The organism is Lampropedia aestuarii, assembly GCF_004803635.1.
Taxonomy (GTDB): Bacteria; Pseudomonadota; Gammaproteobacteria; order Burkholderiales; family Burkholderiaceae_C; genus Lampropedia; species Lampropedia aestuarii.
Window position 1 is genome coordinate 1 of sequence record NZ_SSWX01000017.1, and the last position, 17,459, is coordinate 17,459.

Below are 17,459 nucleotides of genomic sequence, written 5' to 3' on the forward strand. Positions count from 1 at the left end.
TGCCCGAAGGCCTTGACCGACTCCGAGCTGATCCTCACGCAACTGAGTGCCGAAGGCTACCAAACCTCCAAAACCTTTGATGGGGCGGATTTGGTCATCGTCAATACCTGCGGCTTCATCGACGATGCGGTCAAGGAAAGCCTAGACACGATCAGCGAAGCCTTGGCAGAAAACGGCAAAGTGATTGTGACCGGTTGCCTGGGCGCGCGTGCGGCTGAAGATGGCAGCAACCTGGTGCAGCAAGTGCACCCCAGCGTGCTGGCAGTCACAGGCCCGCATGCCACGCAAGAGGTGATGGATGCAGTGCACACGCATTTGCCCAAGCCGCATGACCCGTTTTTGGACTTGGTGCCCGGTGGGTTTGGGGAGGCGGGCTTGAAGCTCACGCCCAAGCACTATGCGTATTTGAAAATCAGCGAAGGTTGCAACCACCGCTGCACGTTTTGCATTATTCCGTCGATGCGCGGCGATCTGGTCTCGCGCCCAATTGGCGATGTGCTCAAGGAAGCACGCGCCTTGTTTGCTGGCGGTGTCAAAGAATTGCTGGTGATCAGCCAGGACACCTCGGCCTATGGTGTGGATGTCAAATACCGCATGGGTTTTTGGGATGGCAAGCCGGTCAAGAGTCGCTTGTACGAGATGGTGCAAGAGCTGGGCGCCTTGGCGCGTGAGTACGGCGCATGGGTGCGTTTGCACTACGTGTACCCGTACCCGAGCGTGGATGCGGTGGTGGAACTGATGGCCCAGGGTTTGGTGTTGCCCTACCTGGATGTGCCGTTCCAGCACAGCCACCCTGATGTGCTCAAACGCATGAAGCGCCCTGCCAGCGGCGAGCGCAATCTGGAGCGCATTCAGGAATGGCGCAAAACCTGCCCTGAGTTGGTGATTCGCAGCACTTTCATCGCCGGCTTCCCCGGCGAGACCGAAGAAGAGTTCTCGCACCTGCTGGATTTTGTCCAGGAAGCCAAAATCGACCGTGCAGGCTGCTTTGCCTACAGTGATGTGGATGGCGCAGTGGCTAATTCTTTGCCCGGCATGTTGCCGATGGCTGTGCGCCGGGAGCGCCAGGCGCGCTTTATGGAAGTGGCCGAGCGCGTCTCTATTGAAAAACTGCAGCGCCGTGTTGGCGCAACAATGCAGGTTTTGATCGACCATGCACCAGCTTTAGGCCGCAAAGGTGGCCGTGGTCGCAGTTACGCTGATGCGCCTGAGATAGATGGCGTCGTGCATTTGCTGCCACCGCAAAAAGCCAGCAAGACCTTGAAAGTGGGGGAATTCACCCGCGCCCAAATCGTGCAAGCCCAGGGCCATGACTTGATTGCCCAGCCGATCTGATCACCGGTTTTTTACCAAATACGCACCAAGCATGGTTTGGGCGTCTCATTGAAAAACGCGACCAATGGTCGCGTTTTTTGCATTTGAGCGTCTGTATATGGTGTTTAACCATTTGCATATGCACAATGGTTAAAAATTTGTTTTCAGAACAATGGTTTATGTTTGATCGAATGTTTATAAACAAATGAGAAAAATGTAGTGGTCGCAAAACGCCTGCCGCGATTCAATCGAGCTCTTCCAATCACGTCGCTTGCCAGCCAATCTGGCCTGGCAAGCACTCAAAAAACAGGACTGAGCGATGCTGAACCGTTTCAAGCAAGTGATTTTGGTGGCTGCTGTCACCTTGGCCATTGCGCCTGCCGTTGCGCTGGCAGCCGACAAATTGCGCATTGGTGTTGTGCCTGGCGCGTATGCCGACTCCATCACCGTGGCGGCCAAAGAGGCCAAAGCCCAGGGCATTGAGGTCGAGGTGGTCGAATTCACCGACTGGACCACGCCCAACGTCGCAGTGAACAATGGCGACATCGACATCAACTACTTCCAGCACCAGCCTTTTCTGAACAACGCCATCAAGCAGCAAGGCTACCAACTGGCCAGCGCAGGCACCGGCATTTTGGCCAACGTGGGCTTGTACTCGCTCAAGCACCAAGCGGTCGACCAGGTGCCACACAAGGGCAAGGTCGGCATTGCCAGCGATCCGGTCAACCAAGGGCGTGGCCTGTTGCTGTTGCAAAAAGTCGGCTTGATTGAATTGAAGCCCGATGTGGGCTACTTGGGCACGCTCAACGACATCACCGCCAACCCGAAAAACCTCAGCTTTGTTGAAGTGGAAGGCCCGCAACTGGTGCGCATCACCGGCGATGTGGATATTGCCCAGGGCTATCCGCACTTCATCGTCGCCGCCAAAGCCTTTGACCCATCCAGCGGTCTGGCGTATTCGGGCATTGAGGACAAGCAGTTCTCGATCCAGTTCGTGGTCAAGCAAGACCGCGTGAGTGATCCGGTGGTGCAGAAATTCATCCAGCTCTACCAAAACTCCGATGCGGTCAAAGCCGAAACACATCGCGCTTTTTCCAACGACGACCGGCTCTACACGCTGGCCTGGCGTGGCAATTGACGGACTGGTGATTGAAAGCGAACTGGAGAGCAATGTATGTTGGCAAATAAACAATGGCGTCTGTGGGTTGGTGTGCTCAGTCTGAGCTTGAGCATGGGCAGTGCCTGGGCTTTGGATGTGGTGAAAATCGGCTCGGTGCCAGGCGTGACTTCAGATGCAATCGAAGCGGTGGTGGCAGAGGGCAAAGCCCAGGGTCTGGATGTGCAGTTGGTCGAGTTCACCGACTGGACGCTGCCCAACGAAGCGTTGAACAACGGCGATATCGATCTGAACTTCTTCCAGCACCAGGCGTTCTTGAACAATGCCGTCAAAGAGCGTGGCTACAAAATCGATTTGATTGGTCTGGGCTTGCTGCAAAACATTGGCATTTACTCGAACAAGTACACCAGCCTGGATGCCGTGCCGCAAGGCGCGACCGTGTCTGTGCCCAATGACCCGGTCAACCAAGGCCGTGGCTTGCTGCTGCTGCAGAAAGCTGGCTTGATCAAACTCAAAAATGGCGATGACACTGGCGCCACGGTGCACGACGTGATTGAGAACCCGAAACACCTCAAGCTGGTGGAAATTGAAGGCCCACAGCTGATCCATTCGCTGGCCGATGTGGACTTGGCGGTCGTGTGGCCCAGTTACTTCGTCAATGCCGGCAAGCCTGAGCAGGCGGGAAAAGGTCTGGCGTATTCAGGCATTGCCGATACCTATTACGCGATGGGCTTTGCCGCACGCCATGACCGCGCGCAAGAAGAAAAACTGAAGAAATTTGTCACCTTGTTCCAGAGCTCGCCCAAAGTGCGCGAGGTCGTAGCAGCGCGCTTTGACAACAACCCGAACCTCTACACCCTGCCTTGGCAGCGTTGATGGGGCGTGCGTTCGGCTTATAAAGGAGAGAGTTGATGTCTGGATCTGCTGTATTGCGCCGCCCTCTGGCGCAGGTGTCTGAGGTGTTCTACCAAAGCGATAGCGTGCAAGCGTTGCGCAATAGCCAGGTGTCCGAGGTGCCTGCGCAGCAATATGCCACAGCGACTGCGGTGTCGTTCCAATCGGTGGGCAAGGTCTACCAATCGTCTGCAGGGGCCGTGCATGCGCTCGATGACATTACGCTGGACATTCCTGCGGGTAGCATCTTCGGCATCATTGGCCGCAGCGGCGCTGGCAAATCCAGTTTGCTGCGCACCATCAACCGTTTGGAGCAGCCGACATCGGGCAAGGTGATCGTCAACGGCGTTGATATGGGTCTTTTGGGCGAGGCCGAGCTGGTGGCTTTGCGCCGCCGCATCGGCATGATTTTTCAGCACTTCAATTTGCTGTCGGCCAAAACCGTGTTTGACAACGTTGCCCTGCCGCTGCGTGTGGCCGGTGTGCGGCCTGCCGAGGTGCAGCAGCGCGTGACCGAATTGCTGGCCTTGGTGGGTTTGCAAGACAAGCACCATGTGCACCCGCGCCGCTTGTCAGGCGGCCAAAAGCAGCGCGTGGGCATTGCCCGGGCGCTGGCGACCAAACCTGAAATCTTGTTGTGCGACGAGGCCACCTCGGCGCTCGACCCAGAAACCACGCAATCGATTTTGCAATTGCTGCGCGACATCAACCGCCGCCTGGGCATCACGGTGATTTTGATCACCCACGAGATGAGCGTGATCCGCGAGATCGCCGACCAGGTGCTGGTGCTGGAGCAGGGCCGCATTGCCGAGCTGGGCCAAGTCTGGCAGGTGTTTGGCTCGCCTCAACACGCAGCGACCAAGGCCTTGCTCGCACCACTGCAACACGGCTTGCCCGATGACGTGCAGCAACGCCTGCAAGCGCAGCCGCCAGCTAGCGGCGCTTACGAGGTATTGCTGCAACTCGATTACAGCGGCGCTGGTGGCTTGGAGCCTGATTTTCTGCGTATTGCCAAAGCCTTTGGTGGTGATCTCCGCCTGGTGCACGGCGGTGTTGACCGCATCCAAGGCCATGCGCACGGCCGTTTGCTGCTGGCGCTCCATGGGCAAACCGCATTGCCCAATCTGTCTCAATTGGCGCAAGGGCCAGAAGCCATTGCGCACCGCATCGAGGTGCTCGGTTATGTCGTTTAATTTGTCTATTCCCTCTGAGCGCTACTGGCAGGCCTTGATCGACACCTTCACGATGGTGGGCGTGTCCGGTGCCATTGCCTTTTTGGCCGGTATTCCGCTGGCTGTGCTGCTGATCGTGACTGCGCCGGGTGGTTTTTTGGACTCGCCCAAAATCAACCGTGGGGTTGGCAGCATCGTCAATGGCTTTCGTGCCACGCCGTTCATTGTGCTGTTGGTCGCCTTGATTCCGTTCACCCGTCTGGTGACCGGCACCACCATTGGCGTCTGGGCAGCGATCGTGCCTTTGGCCATCAGCGCCACACCGTTTTTTGCCCGCATTGCCGAAGTCAGTCTGCGCGAAGTCGATCCCGGCTTGATTGAGGCCGCACAAGCAATGGGGTGCAAGAAGTGGCACATCATCCGCCATGTCTACATTCCCGAAGCTTTGCCCGGCATCGTCGGCGGCTTCACCATCACCCTGGTGGCCTTGATCAGCTCGTCGGCGATGGCGGGGGCCGTTGGGGCTGGGGGCTTGGGCGACCTGGCGATTCGCTACGGCTACCAGCGTTTTGACACCCAGGTCATGCTGATTGTGATTGCCGTGTTGATTGCGCTGGTCACCATCGTGCAATGCAGTGGGGACTGGTATGTGCGCTGTTTGCGTAACCGCTGATCGTTTTTGCCGCAGCAGTCGCTGCTGCTGCTGCTGTTCTGGTTGATGCCGGCATAGCACCAGTTGCTCGGCCAGGCACCTCCTGCTTGTGCATCTGAAGCCCACGCACAGCGTGTGGCCCCCCTTTTTTGTTGCTACGGGCTTGCTGCGGCAGGCGCCGGTGGCTGCGTGCAGGCCTGTGGCGCGCTCAGTGAGTGCGACACAGGCTGGCATGGCCCAGCTGCAAAAAAAATTTTTGACCATTGATCTCTTGAAAGAAGCACCGCATGACTGACACGGCTGCTCCAAGCACCTTACACACCCCACGCACTGCGCATGCCCACCAGCGTTTGCCTTTGCCACCCACGCCACCACAGCGCATCGCGACTGAAGCGCAGGCTTTGGAAGTCGCTGCGCGCCTGGCTGAGGAGTTCCGCCAAGGGGCCGCGCAGCGCGATAGAGAGCGTCGCCTGCCATGGGACGAGCTGGAGCGCTACACCGCCAGCGGCCTGGGCGCAATCACCGTGCCGTGTGCCTACGGTGGCCTAGGTGCTTCGTTTGAAACGCTGGCCCAGGTGTTTGTGACCATTTGCGCCGCTGACCCCTCGCTGGGGCAGATTCCGCAAAACCATTTCGCCCTGATTCAGAACCTGCAGGACTTTGGCACAGCGGCGCAGCAACAGCGCTGGTTTGCCGATGTGCTGTCTGGCCACCGCCTGGGCAATGCCGGTCCTGAGAAAAAAGCCAAAGCTGCGACCATTGCAGCCGCCACTGCGCGTTTGCACCGCGATGCGGATGGACAGTTGCGGGTTTCAGGCACGCGTTTTTATTCGACTGGCTCCTTGTTTGCGCATTGGGTGCCGTTTCGCGCCGTTGATGAGCAAGAGCGCTTTGTGCAAGTCTGGGTGCGCCACGATGCGCCGGGGTTGACCATCATCGACGACTGGGACGCCTTTGGCCAGCGCACAACCGCCAGTGGCAGCGTGCGCCTGGACCATGTCTTGGTGCAAGAAGAAGACGTTGTGGCCTTGTATGCGTCGAAAAACCCGGCCAGCTTGTCTGGGCCGATTTCGCAGCTGATCCAGGCCTCGATCGACCAAGGCATTGCCGAAGGCGCTCTGGCCGACGCCCGCAGCTTTGTGCGCGAGCGCAGCCGTGCCTGGGTGCACTCCGGGGTGGAGCAGGCCTACGAAGACCCGTACATCATCCAGGAGTTCGGCAAGCTCACCGTGAACGTGCATGCCGCGCGTGAAGTGTTGCTGGACGCGGCGCGTTTGCTCGATGCCTGGCATGGCCAGCCGGTCACCGAAGCCATCAGTGCCCAAGCCTCGGTGGCCGTGGCACGCGCCAAGGTCCTGACTACCGAGGTGGCTTTGCAAGCCAGTGAAAACCTGCTGGAGCTGGCCGGTACCTCGTCGGCGCGCTCGGTCCACAACCTCGATCGGCATTGGCGCAATGCGCGCGTGCACACCTTGCACGACCCGGTGCGCTGGAAGTTGCACCTGTTGGGCAATTACCTGCTCAACGGCAGGGCACCACAACGCCATCAGTGGAATTGAGCCATGCCACACCGATTGACCGCACACACAGAGCTTTGCACCACCATGTCTGATGCCATTTCTTCCCTGCAATCTGCCACACCAGCAGAGCGCGCTGCCAACAGCTTTCGCCAAGTCGTAGCCCCTGTGGCCGCACCCCGCCAGCGCCCCCATGTGATTGCCAGCGAAGCCCAAGCGCTGGCGATTGCCCAGCAATTGGCCGCGCAATGGGCCCCTAGCGCGCTGCAGCGTGACCGCGAACGCCTCATGCCTTGGGCTGAGATTGAAACCTACAGCGACAGCGGTTTGTGGGCGATCACCGTGCCCAAAGCTTACGGTGGCTTGCAGGTCAGCAATTGGACGCTGGCCCAAGTCATTGCAACGATTGCGGCCGCTGACGGCTCGCTGGGCCATATTCCGCAAAACCATTTTTATGCGCTGGAAGTGCTGCGTGTTGGCGGCAGCGACGCCCAGCAGCGTTTCTTCTTTGAGCGTGTGCTCGCCGGCGAACGCTTTGGCAATGCCTTGGCCGAGATTGGCCACCGCGACCACAAACGCCGCACGCGCCTGGAGCAGGCCGCCGCAGGCTGGGTCTTGAATGGCGAGAAGTTTTATTGCACCGGTGCGATTTTTGCGCACTGGATTCCAGTGCAAGCCATGCAATGGGGCGAGGGCCCAGAACCGGTCAGCGTGATGGTGTTCGTGCCCCGCGATGCGGTCGGCGTGACGGTGACCGACGACTGGGATGGCATGGGCCAGCGCGTGACCGGCAGTGGCTCGGTATCGCTGCAGAATGTGCAAATCCAGCCGGAATGGATCGTGCCTTTCCAGGTCAGCTTTGACAACCCCACCACCATCGGGCCAGTCGCGCAAATCATGCATGCCGCGATTGACCTGGGCATTGGCGAAGGCGCGCTGCAAGCCAGCCTGCCATTCATCCGTGAACAAGCGCGGCCATGGATTGATGCTGGGGTCGCACAAGCCAGTGATGACCCACTGACGCTGCAAGCACTGGGCAAAGTCGATGTGCGCCTGCATGCGGCACGCGCCTTGCTGCGCCGCAGCGCGCTGATCACCGATGCGGCCCAGGCCGCTCCGACAGAAGCCAGCGTGGCCGCTGCCTCGGTTGCCGTGGCCGAAGCCCGCACCCTGAGCCACAGCGCAGGCTTGCTGGCTGCGAACAAGTTGCTGGAGCTGGGCGGTACGTCTGCAACCTTTGCCGCCTGGGGCTTTGACCGTTACTGGCGCAATGTGCGCACCCACACCTTGCACGACCCGGTGCGCTGGAAGTGGCATGCGATTGGCAATTACGCCTTGAACGACGTGATTCCTCCGCGCTACGGAGCCTTGTAATGCCCGGCCCTTGCACTGCATCCCAAGCCAAGGCCCCGCTGATGCTGAACGCGTTCAGCATGAACTGCGTAGGCCTCCTCAAGCACGGCCTTCGGACTCACCCGCGTGATCGCTTGGACCTATTCAACACGCTGGCCTACTGGCAGGACTTGGCCCGTGATTCGGAACACGGCTTGTTCGATGGCGCCGTGATTCCTGCGTGGTGATCCCGTGCAGACCGTTTTTTTCCATCACTTCAATTAACGCAACACAGTGAGCCACTCATGAGCAAACGCATTTGGATTAAACAATGGGCCCAACTGGCCGCCTCCATGGTCTTGGCAGGCAGCGCGCTGGCCGCACCTTTGAAAATCGGCGTCGTGCCGGGCGTCTTTGCCGACTCGGTCGGCGTGGCCGCCGCTGATGCCAAGAAAAAAGGCCTGGACATTGAAGTCGTTGAATTCACCGACTGGGCCACGCCCAACGTCGCACTCGATGCCGGTGACATCGACCTGAACTATTTTCAGAACAGCAACTACCTGGCCAACGTCGTGCGCGAGCGCGGCTTCCAATTCGTCAGCGTGCAACCTGGCATCTTGTCGTTTTTGGGCCTGTACTCGCTCAAGCACAAAAGCCTGGCCGACATCCCGAATGGTGGCAAAGTGGCGATTGCCAGCGACCCGATCAACATCGGCCGTGGTCTGCGCTTGCTCGACCATGCGGGCGTGATCAAGCTGCGCCCCGGCGTGGGCTTGCTCAGCGAATTGAAGGACATCGCCGAGAACCCGAAAAACCTCAGCTTCGTTGAAGTCGAAGGCCCACAACTGGCCCGCACCACGCCCGATGTGGATTTGGCGCAAGGCTATCCGTACTTCATCCTCGCCTCCAAAGCCTTTGATGCCAGCAGTGGCCTGGATTACACCAGCTACGAAGACGATTCCTGGGCGATCCAGTTTGTCGCCCGCCAAGACAAGGCCAAAGACCCGCGCATTGCCGAGTTTCTGGCGATCTACAAAGAGTCGCCCGAGGTGCGCCAAGCGATTGACCAGTTCTACCAGCACGACCACAAGCTCTACCGCCTCACTTGGCTCAAAGACTGAGGCAGGCCTCGCTAGCACCCTGGAAGGAAACACCATGTCACGCCCCAAACAGATCCACGTCAACGCGTTCAATATGAATTGTGTTGGCCACATCCACCACGGCTTGTGGACCCATCCGCAAGACCGCTCAACCGAGTTCAACACCCTCACATACTGGACCGACCTGGCCAAAACGCTGGAGAAGGGCTTTTTTGACAGCCTATTCATTGCGGATGTGATTGGTTATTACGACGTTTACCAGCGTGGCCAGAACCACGGCGTGGATTTGACGTTGCGCGAAGGCATCCAGCTGCCCGTGAACAACCCGTGGCTGGTGATTTCGGCCATGGCCGCTGTCACTGAGCACCTGGGCTTTGGCGTCACGGCCACCATCAGCGCCCACCATCCGTATACCTTTGCCCGCGACGTGACCACGCTGGACCACCTGAGCAAGGGCCGCATTGGCTGGAACATCGTGACCGGCTATGTCGACAGCGGCGCACGCGGTCTGGGGCAAGAGGGCCTTGATGAACACGACCGCCGCTATGACAGAGCCGATGACTTTCTGGAGCTGGCCTACAAACTCTGGGAAGGCAGCTGGGAGGAGGGCGCGGTGATTGCCGATAAGGCCCGCCGCATCCACGCCTTGCCAGAGAAGGTCCATCCGGTGGTGCACAACGGTCCGTTCTACCGCAGCAATGCGATTCACATGAGCGCGCCGTCGCCGCAGCGTACGCCGCTGCTGTTCCAGGCGGGCACGTCCAGTCGGGGTTTGCAGTTTGCAGGCCAGCATGCCGAAGGCGTGTTCATAGGAGCTACCACGCCAGAAGCCGCGCGCAAGGCCTCACGGCAATTGCGCCAGGCCGCCGTGGAGGCAGGCCGCAGAGCTGAGGACATCAAAATCTACGCCGGCATGGCAGTTGTCACGGGCGACAGCCAGGCCGAAGCGCAAGAAAAATACGCGGACTACTTGGGCCACGCCAGCGCCGAGGGTGGTTTGGCGCATTTCTCTGCCAGCACCGGCATGGATTTTTCGCAGTACGACCTCGATGAGCCGATTCCCTTTGGCAAGAGCAATGCGATTCAATCGGCCACGTCCGCCGCACAAGCGCAAGGCCTGACCACACGCCGCAAGCTGCTGGAGCAATTCAAGCTTGGCAGCCGCTACAACACCGTGGTCGGTGATGCCAACCAAGTCGCAGACGAGCTGAGCCGCTGGATCGACGAAGGCGAGATCGACGGCTTCAATCTCACGCGCATTGTCGTGCCCCAAACCTGGGAAGACTTTGCCCACAGCATCGTGCCCGAGCTGCAAAACCGAGGCCGTTACCGCACCGCGTATGCAGCAGGCAGCCTGCGCCACAAACTATTTGGCCAAGGCGACCGCTTGCCAGCCAACCACACAGGTGCGCAGTGGCGCGACCTGCAAGCGGCCAGCGAAGTGGCGGCTTAACGAGGCGGCTTAACAGGGCGCAGCGCGACCCCAATGCATTCAATTTCTAGGCGAGTGAACAGGCCATTGCGCATCCACTTATGGTTTGTCATGGCCATGCTCACGGGCTTGGCAGGCCCTGTCCTTGGTTGAGCGCCCAAGGTCGTGAAAAAGCCAGTGGTGTTGCGCCAGAAAGAGCACGATGCAAGCCCACCACTTGAATCCCACGCCAGTGGCTACGCCAGCCGCGCGCGCTTGCAAGGCGTGTTTGACAGGTAGTTTGCCAGCGCCAATTTTTAGTAATATTTTCTTTCAAAAATAGTTAATTGAAAATTCACTGAACTTTTTATGGTTTGAGAAAGAGCAGCACTTTTAGGCGTTGATTCAGCCTGTTTTTCTGATTGTATTTTCGAATGTTACGTACATTCAAATACAAGTTGAATGATTATGTTTTAGGCTGCTTGGCATATGGCGCTTACTATCAAGGCGAAGGGTGTATTCTCGCTCTTCGCAACTACTAGGAGAAGTGTATGTCCGAACGTAATGCAAACCTTCCGCTGCAACAGGGCCATCAACCGCTGGTTGGCGGCGTTAATAATCCGGTAGCGCCTGCACAAGCAGGCAATGCGGCTAATCAGCATGGCTCCATTGGGGGCGCGGCTTATGGGGAATATGAAAAAAGAACCCCCAGTTTCGGAAACAATGCCGCTGATATTCAAGCGATCGCTACAGGCTGGAGCTTGAAGGATTCAATCCTGGGGCAAAGCGTCTACAACGAGTCTGGTGAAACAGTGGGCAAGATTGAAGACGTGATTATTGCTGTTGATAGCTCTGCCACCTTCGCTGTGATTGGCGTCGGGGGATTCTTGGGAATTGGCACCCATGATGTCACTATTGCAGTGAGAAACTTCCATATTGCCGAAGGCAGGATCGTACTGCCAGGCGCAACACAAGAAGCATTGAAAGAAATTCCTGAATCTGGTTTTGTCAAGAAATAATATTGAATCACTATTTGGTCAAGAGCAGGGGGCGTCATGCACCGCGATTGCTCTTGAGAAAATGGAATATGGCTTCATGCAATAAACCACCTTCGGGTGGTTTATTGTTAATCGTGAATTAATTGTCTCAATCCGCGGGCTGTCAGGTGTGAGTTTGGTGGATGAGGCAATGCAGCTGACCTCATTGGTAATGCCGCGCATCGAATTGACAGGATTGCGGCCCAGTGTCCAAGTGCGTGGTTCGGTAGATGGCCCAGTTGGTCAGGGAGGTGCAGGGCGTGCCCCCAGAGCGGTCAGCGAGGCTGTCATCGCTGCTATTGAGACGCCCCCATGCCAACAGATCCATTCTGCTTGCTGCATGGGGTCGTTTCGAGCGTGGCACTTGGAAAGGTGGGGGTGACTGACAGCCATGCTCGTGGCGCGAGACGCAGGCGCATTGCAATAAAACGCTGGCGGCGTGGGCGCTGACTGCCACCACTTCATGCTGGCAGACAAAGCCGTTTCAGCTGATAAAAGCGCTTTATTGGCGTGTATTGCTTCATAACAGCATGGATCAAGGTGACAATGCTGGTCTGCTGCAAGGCGATTACAGGCCCTTGTACCTAAACAGGCACATCAGCGGCCCACGGAGATAACAGCGTATGCAAATGCAACAACACAATCGGCGCGGCGGCGTGCGCATGCCATCGACGGAGGCACTGCGCGGCTTTGAAGCCGCAGCGCGACTGGGCAGTTTTGAGCGTGCAGCTCGCGAGCTGAGCTTGACGGCCAGCGCGATTCGCAAGCGCATCAACAGCCTGGAGGAGTTGGTGGGGGCGGAGTTGTTTGACAGGCGCAGCAATGCCATTGTGCTGACTGCTGCGGGCCAGCAATACCTGGACTCGGTCAAGCCAATTTTGCACATGCTGATAGCGCTGCCGTCGTTTGCCCAGCCCGCTGAGACCACCGCCAAGCTGCGCATTACCGCCACACCGACGTTTGGGCGGCAATTGCTGGCATCCAACCTGCAAGCCTTTATGAACCGTTATCCGCATATCGATGTGGAGCTGGTCGTGGTGCCGCCGGTGTTTGATTACCCATCGACCAATGCCGATGTGGAAATTCGCGCAGGCGATGTCGACGCGCATGGCGGTGTACCCTTAACCCACGATGTGGCAATGCCAATGGCTTCGCCATTGTTTTTGAAAACCGCAGCGCCGCTGCACACCCCCAGCCAATTGCAGCACGTGCCGCTGATGCGTACCGCGTTAGAGCCTTGGCAGCCCTGGTTTGAGGCGGCATTATTGGATTGGCCCGAGCCGCAAAAAGGCCCGAAGTTTCAGGATCTCGGCTTAATTTACGAGGCTGCGCTCAAAGGCCATGGCGTGGCTTTGTGCCGTTTAGGCTTGGTGTGCGATTGGCTGCGCAGCGGCGCCCTGCAGCCATTGTTTTCTGTTTTCTCAAGGCCTAAAAACCAATACTACGCGTTGATCAATACCAACAGCGATGAGGCCAGGCAGTTTGTGCACTGGTTGCAAGCGCTGTGCAGCGAGCAAAGTTTGCTGGGTCAGGAGCTGGCGCAGCAGACACTGTGCCGTCCACACGGCTTGGCGATACACGCCGATTAAAGGCTGCGCCCCCTTACTGCGGCGCATGAGTCAAGTCATCAAATGTACGCACGTCGCATCAGCCGCTCAGTGGATGGTTGCCGTGATGAACTATGCGAAGGTCCGCCACGAGTACATCCCGCAGCGCGCACGCCATCATCCAACACCCGCTCAGGTGTTGAAAACTGGTAGGAAAAGATGCCGCACTTGTGCAGGAAACGGGCCAATAACAGGCGGATTTTGACACCCAATGCAATGGTTCACTGTTGATAGGCATCGAACATTGGAATGCCTGTGTCTGATGCAATCGCGCAGGTATTACTCGTTGGCTTGATGGCTTCATTAATTTGTCAATAGAAGCTTACAATCGCGTCTGATCTGTTCCTGAGCTCCACGCCATTGAGTCAGGAATGCATCAGGCCGAGCTGTTGCGCCATGTTTTTAATTTGGTGCCATGCTCTCGTTAGGTATATTGATGAAAAGCCATCTCCGATAATAAAATGCAAGTTGATCAGCCGTTGATTTCTGTGGTGATTCCTGTTTTTAATGGAAGTGCGTATATAAAAAATTGTTTGGATGGTATTTTCAGTCAATCCTACGATCGGCTGGAGGTGATCGTCGTTGATGATGGCTCCACAGATGCTACTGCAGCGATTGCTGGGTCTTATCCTGTTAAATTGATTCAACAAAAAAACAAAGGCGTTTCTGCAGCGAGAAATCTAGGGATTCACAATGCGACAGGTCAATATATCCACTTCATGGACGCAGACGATAGGATAAATAAAGATTTTTATGCTAATTTACTAGCCCCGATCATGCTTCATGGGGCTGATATTTCATGTGGTGGAATGGTTAATGAGAAATCAAAAGAATTGACACATTCTTTTAAAAAAGTATCGGTCCACACATCAATACAGAAAAAATTGCAGGTCACCTATGCCGGGCGAATTGGTTATGTCTGGCGGTATCTTTTTTGCTCTGATTTCATCCGCTCGAATGCTTTAACATTCCCAGAGGGAAGAATCATTGAAGATCTTGTCTTTTCGATGGAGGCAATATTCTTATCAAAAAAACTGGTCACTGCGCCCAATGCTTTGTATACCTATGTGGATACTAGCAGTGGTCATGTAGCATCCAAGACGGAGGCCCAGTTAAAAAAGCAGGAAGAAGATGCCGTTTTTGCCAGGGAGTTCAGAGATCGACTTGCAAGAGATAATAATTTTAAAATTCCAGGTGTTAATCAAGGAAGAATTCGCTATCGATTGTGGAGGGCTTTGAATAAGGTGAGGGGTGTTTCAAGTTAAATTCAATTTGATATTTGTTTTTAATTATTTTTTTTATGTGAAAGCGGGGTGTTTTGATATATCGGCCTCTCATAAGCCCGATGGCCGAGCAAATCAAACATGCGCGAGCCCACAGAAACACACTCGGGAGGTGTTCTGAGGTGCTTTTTCGTGTTGGGAGTTGGGGCGCTCGTAAGGCCGGCAGTTTTGTTAAAACCCCTTGCCCTACAGGAGCCGCAGAACGCGGCTTTTGTGACTGCAGTGCGGTCAGTTTAGAGATGCTGAGATGGTTTTTAGCGCGCCGTGTGCTCTGAGCACAGCACATCGCGCCCAACGGCACGGATGTCCGTGTGGCCGCAGAAGGCCATTGTCAGATCCAGCTCTTTGGCCAGAATCTCCAGGCAGCGCGTCACGCCAGCTTGGCCGTATGCGCCCAGGCCATACAAGTAGGGGCGGCCAATCATCGTGCCACGTGCGCCGAGGGCCAGGGCTTTGAGCACATCTTGTCCGCTGCGAATGCCGCTATCGAGCCACAACTCGATTTCATGGCCGACCGCATCGACAATAGCGGGCAGAGCGGCAATCGTTGACAGCGCGCCATCGAGCTGGCGTCCGCCATGGTTGGACACGATCAATGCATCGACGCCGCAGGCCACTGCCAGTTTGGCATCTTCCGGATCCAAAATGCCTTTGAGCACCAGCTTGCCGCCCCAGCGTTCCTTGATCCAGGCGATGTCTGACCAGTTCAGTGTCAGGTCGAACTGCTCGCCAGTCCATGACAGCAGTGAGCTCATGTCATCGATGCCTTTGACATGGCCCAGCACATTGCCAAAACCACGGCGCTGGGTGCGCAGCATATTCAGGCACCAGCGCGGCTTGGTGGCAAAATTCAGCGCATTTTTCAGCGTGATGCGCGGTGGTGCCGTCAGACCGTTGCGCAGGTCTTTGTGGCGCTGGCCAATCACTTGCAAATCCAGGGTGACGATCAAGGCGCCACAGCCAGCGGCTTTGGCACGGTCGATCAAACGGCCAATGAAGTCGCGGTCTTTCATCACATAGAGCTGAAACCAAAATGGGGCAGTGGTGTGCTCGGCCACGTCTTCGATCGAGGCGATGCTCATGGTGCTGAGCGTGTAAGGAATACCGAATTGTTCACATGCACGTGCGGCCAGAATTTCGCCATCCGCATGCTGCATGCCGGCCAAACCCGTCGGCGCAATCGCAACGGGCATGCGCACTGGCACGCCAGCCATCACGGTGCTGATGTTGCGTTCGGCAATATTGCAGGCCACGCGTTGGCGCAAGTGGATTTTTTGGAAGTCGCTGGCATTGGCCTGGTAGGTGCTCTCGGTCCAGCTGCCACTGTCGGCATAGTCGTAGAACATGCGCGGCACGCGTTTTTGTGCGATTTGGCGCAGATCTTCAATGCAAACGGCCTGGGCCAGCTGGGCTGCGCTGGGCTGGCCCCAGGGCTGTTGCAGCGGGGCGCTTGTGTGTTGCATGGTTTAACCCCCTAGGTAAGCTTGTTGGATTTTGTCATTGCCCAGAAGTGAGCGACCAGAGCCTTCGAGCACGATGTTGCCGGTCTCGAGCACATACGCATAGTCTGAAATCTTCAGTGCCTGGCGCACGTTCTGCTCGACCAGAAAAATCGTCAAACCGGTCTGGTTGATGCTTTGGAGTGTGCGGAAAATGTCTTGCACTATGATGGGCGCCAGACCCATAGAAGGCTCGTCCAGCAGCAGCACGCTGGGCTTGGCCATCAAAGCGCGGCCAATCGCCAGCATTTGCTGCTCACCGCCAGAGAGATTGCCGGCCAGACCGCCATCACGCTCTTTCAGGCGGGGGAACAATTGGTAGATGTGCTCCAGATCGGCGGCTTGCGCGGCAGCGCTGTCCTTGCGCGTGTAGGCGCCCAGTTGCAGGTTCTCGCGCACCGTCAAACGCGTGAGCGTGGCGCGGCCTTCGGCCACTTGCACCAGGCCGCTGGCAACCAACTGGTGGGGTTTGAGATTGCGGATATCACGGCCATTGAATTGCAGCGCTGTGGCCTGCTTTTTGACCAAGCCTGATAAGGCCAATAAGGTGGTAGATTTGCCTGCGCCATTGGCGCCCACCAAGGTCGTGATGCGCCCAGGCATCAAGTCAAAGGAGATGCCTTTGACGGCTTTGACCGGGCCATAGTGCACTTCTAAATCGCGCACGGACAGTTGCGGCTGCAAGGCCTGTTCTGTGTTGGGGTTCATTGCGCAACTCCTTGGCTGGTGGTGCTTGCATCGTCTTCTCGGCCCAAATAGGCTTCGATCACTTGCGGGTCGTTGCGCACATGGTCCGGCTCGCCCTGGCAGATGATGCGGCCAAAGTTCAGTACTGCGATTTCCTTGCACAAGCCCATCACAAAGCGCATATCGTGCTCGATCATGAAAATCGTAAAGCCACGAGCGTGGATATTGCGCACCTCGTGCATCAGCTCTTCTTTTTCGCTGGAGTTCATGCCAGCGACCGGCTCATCGAGCAGCAGCAGCTTGGGATTGGTTGCCAATGCGCGGGCCAATTCCAGGCGGCGTTGCTCGCCATAGGACAGGCTTTCGGCCAGCTCGTCGCATTTGTGCGCAAGCCGCACCCAGCTGAGCAATTCATAGGCTTTTTCACGTGCGGCGCGCTCAGCCGCGGCAAAGGATTTGCTGCGCGTAAAAATGCCCAGCGGGCCGTAATGCAAATGGGCATGCATGCCGACAATCACGTTGTCGAGCAATGACATTTCCTTGAACACCCGGATGTTCTGGAACGTGCGTGCAATACCGCCCTGTGTGATGGTGTGGGGCTGCTTGCCCACCAGCGACACACCTTCAAACAGCACCTGGCCAGAGGAGGGCGCGAGCAAACCGGTGATGATGTTGACAACCGTGGTTTTGCCTGCGCCATTGGGGCCGATCAGGCCAAAAATGGTGTTCGCTGGCACGGCCAAGTTGACATCTTCCAGCACCACCAGGCCACCAAAATGGCGTGAGACATGGCTCAATTCCAGCAGCGGTGTAGTGCTCTTTGGATTGACTTGTGTA

General features: G+C 57.1%; 16 protein-coding genes. 13 read left to right on the forward strand and 3 right to left on the reverse strand.

Features of this window, described 5'->3' with window-relative positions:
* The 13 genes from rimO to E8K88_RS12805 all read left to right on the forward strand — a co-directional run.
* On the forward strand, positions 1–1,335 hold a 1,335-nt coding region (gene rimO / locus E8K88_RS12745; protein WP_136407060.1), incomplete at its 5' end, for a 30S ribosomal protein S12 methylthiotransferase RimO.
* A gap of 298 nt (positions 1,336–1,633) precedes the next feature.
* Positions 1,634–2,452: a MetQ/NlpA family ABC transporter substrate-binding protein gene (locus E8K88_RS12750; protein ID WP_136407061.1), complete on the forward strand. Its 819-nt coding sequence runs from the start codon at positions 1,634–1,636 to the stop codon at positions 2,450–2,452.
* Positions 2,453–2,488: 36 nt separating this feature from the next.
* The gene (locus E8K88_RS12755; RefSeq protein ID WP_136407062.1) at positions 2,489–3,307 is read left to right on the forward strand and encodes a MetQ/NlpA family ABC transporter substrate-binding protein; all 819 of its coding nucleotides are present in this window, start codon (positions 2,489–2,491) and stop codon (positions 3,305–3,307) included.
* 35 nt (positions 3,308–3,342) lie between these two features.
* The gene (locus E8K88_RS12760) at positions 3,343–4,518 is read left to right on the forward strand and encodes a methionine ABC transporter ATP-binding protein (RefSeq protein WP_136407063.1); all 1,176 of its coding nucleotides are present in this window, start codon (positions 3,343–3,345) and stop codon (positions 4,516–4,518) included.
* Complete coding sequence (locus tag E8K88_RS12765; RefSeq protein WP_136407064.1) at positions 4,508–5,170, forward strand: methionine ABC transporter permease; 663 nt, start codon at positions 4,508–4,510, stop codon at positions 5,168–5,170. The genes E8K88_RS12760 and E8K88_RS12765 overlap by 11 nt, the downstream gene beginning before the upstream one ends.
* A gap of 266 nt (positions 5,171–5,436) precedes the next feature.
* Positions 5,437–6,708: an SfnB family sulfur acquisition oxidoreductase gene (locus tag E8K88_RS12770; protein WP_136407065.1), complete on the forward strand. Its 1,272-nt coding sequence runs from the start codon at positions 5,437–5,439 to the stop codon at positions 6,706–6,708.
* Between the two features lie 45 nt (positions 6,709–6,753).
* The gene (locus E8K88_RS12775; protein ID WP_136407066.1) at positions 6,754–8,040 is read left to right on the forward strand and encodes an SfnB family sulfur acquisition oxidoreductase; all 1,287 of its coding nucleotides are present in this window, start codon (positions 6,754–6,756) and stop codon (positions 8,038–8,040) included.
* On the forward strand, positions 8,040–8,246 hold the full coding sequence (locus E8K88_RS12780; RefSeq protein WP_136407067.1) for a hypothetical protein: 207 nt from the start codon (positions 8,040–8,042) through the stop codon (positions 8,244–8,246). Before E8K88_RS12775 ends, E8K88_RS12780 begins: the two co-directional genes overlap by 1 nt.
* Positions 8,247–8,303: 57 nt before the next feature.
* A complete protein-coding gene (locus E8K88_RS12785; RefSeq protein WP_136407068.1) occupies positions 8,304–9,119 on the forward strand; it encodes a MetQ/NlpA family ABC transporter substrate-binding protein in 816 nt (271 codons plus the stop codon).
* A gap of 34 nt (positions 9,120–9,153) precedes the next feature.
* Positions 9,154–10,551, forward strand: a complete 1,398-nt coding sequence (locus tag E8K88_RS12790) for an LLM class flavin-dependent oxidoreductase (protein ID WP_136407069.1) — start codon at positions 9,154–9,156, stop codon at positions 10,549–10,551.
* A 509-nt stretch (positions 10,552–11,060) separates the two neighbouring features.
* A complete protein-coding gene (locus E8K88_RS12795; protein WP_136407070.1) occupies positions 11,061–11,528 on the forward strand; it encodes a PRC-barrel domain-containing protein in 468 nt (155 codons plus the stop codon).
* Between the two features lie 641 nt (positions 11,529–12,169).
* A complete protein-coding gene (locus E8K88_RS12800) occupies positions 12,170–13,135 on the forward strand; it encodes a LysR substrate-binding domain-containing protein (RefSeq protein ID WP_136407071.1) in 966 nt (321 codons plus the stop codon).
* Positions 13,136–13,614: 479 nt separating this feature from the next.
* Entirely contained in the window at positions 13,615–14,418 is an 804-nt protein-coding gene (locus E8K88_RS12805) for a glycosyltransferase family 2 protein (protein WP_136407072.1), read from the forward strand.
* Between the two features lie 272 nt (positions 14,419–14,690).
* Here E8K88_RS12805 and E8K88_RS12810 read toward each other — a convergent pair whose 3' ends face one another.
* Genes E8K88_RS12810 through E8K88_RS12820 form a run of 3 tightly spaced genes read right to left on the reverse strand, consistent with a single transcriptional unit; the run spans position 14,691 to position 17,428 of the window.
* Positions 14,691–15,899 (reverse strand): alpha-hydroxy acid oxidase, encoded by a 1,209-nt coding sequence (locus tag E8K88_RS12810; protein WP_136407073.1) that lies wholly within the window; start codon positions 15,897–15,899, stop codon positions 14,691–14,693.
* A gap of 3 nt (positions 15,900–15,902) precedes the next feature.
* Positions 15,903–16,643 carry an ABC transporter ATP-binding protein gene (locus E8K88_RS12815; RefSeq protein ID WP_136407074.1) on the reverse strand — a complete coding sequence of 247 codons (741 nt, stop codon included), beginning with the start codon at positions 16,641–16,643 and terminating at the stop codon, positions 15,903–15,905.
* Complete coding sequence (locus tag E8K88_RS12820) at positions 16,640–17,428, reverse strand: ABC transporter ATP-binding protein (protein WP_136407131.1); 789 nt, start codon at positions 17,426–17,428, stop codon at positions 16,640–16,642. The genes E8K88_RS12815 and E8K88_RS12820 overlap by 4 nt, the downstream gene beginning before the upstream one ends.
* Between the last annotated feature and the right edge of the window lie 31 nt (positions 17,429–17,459).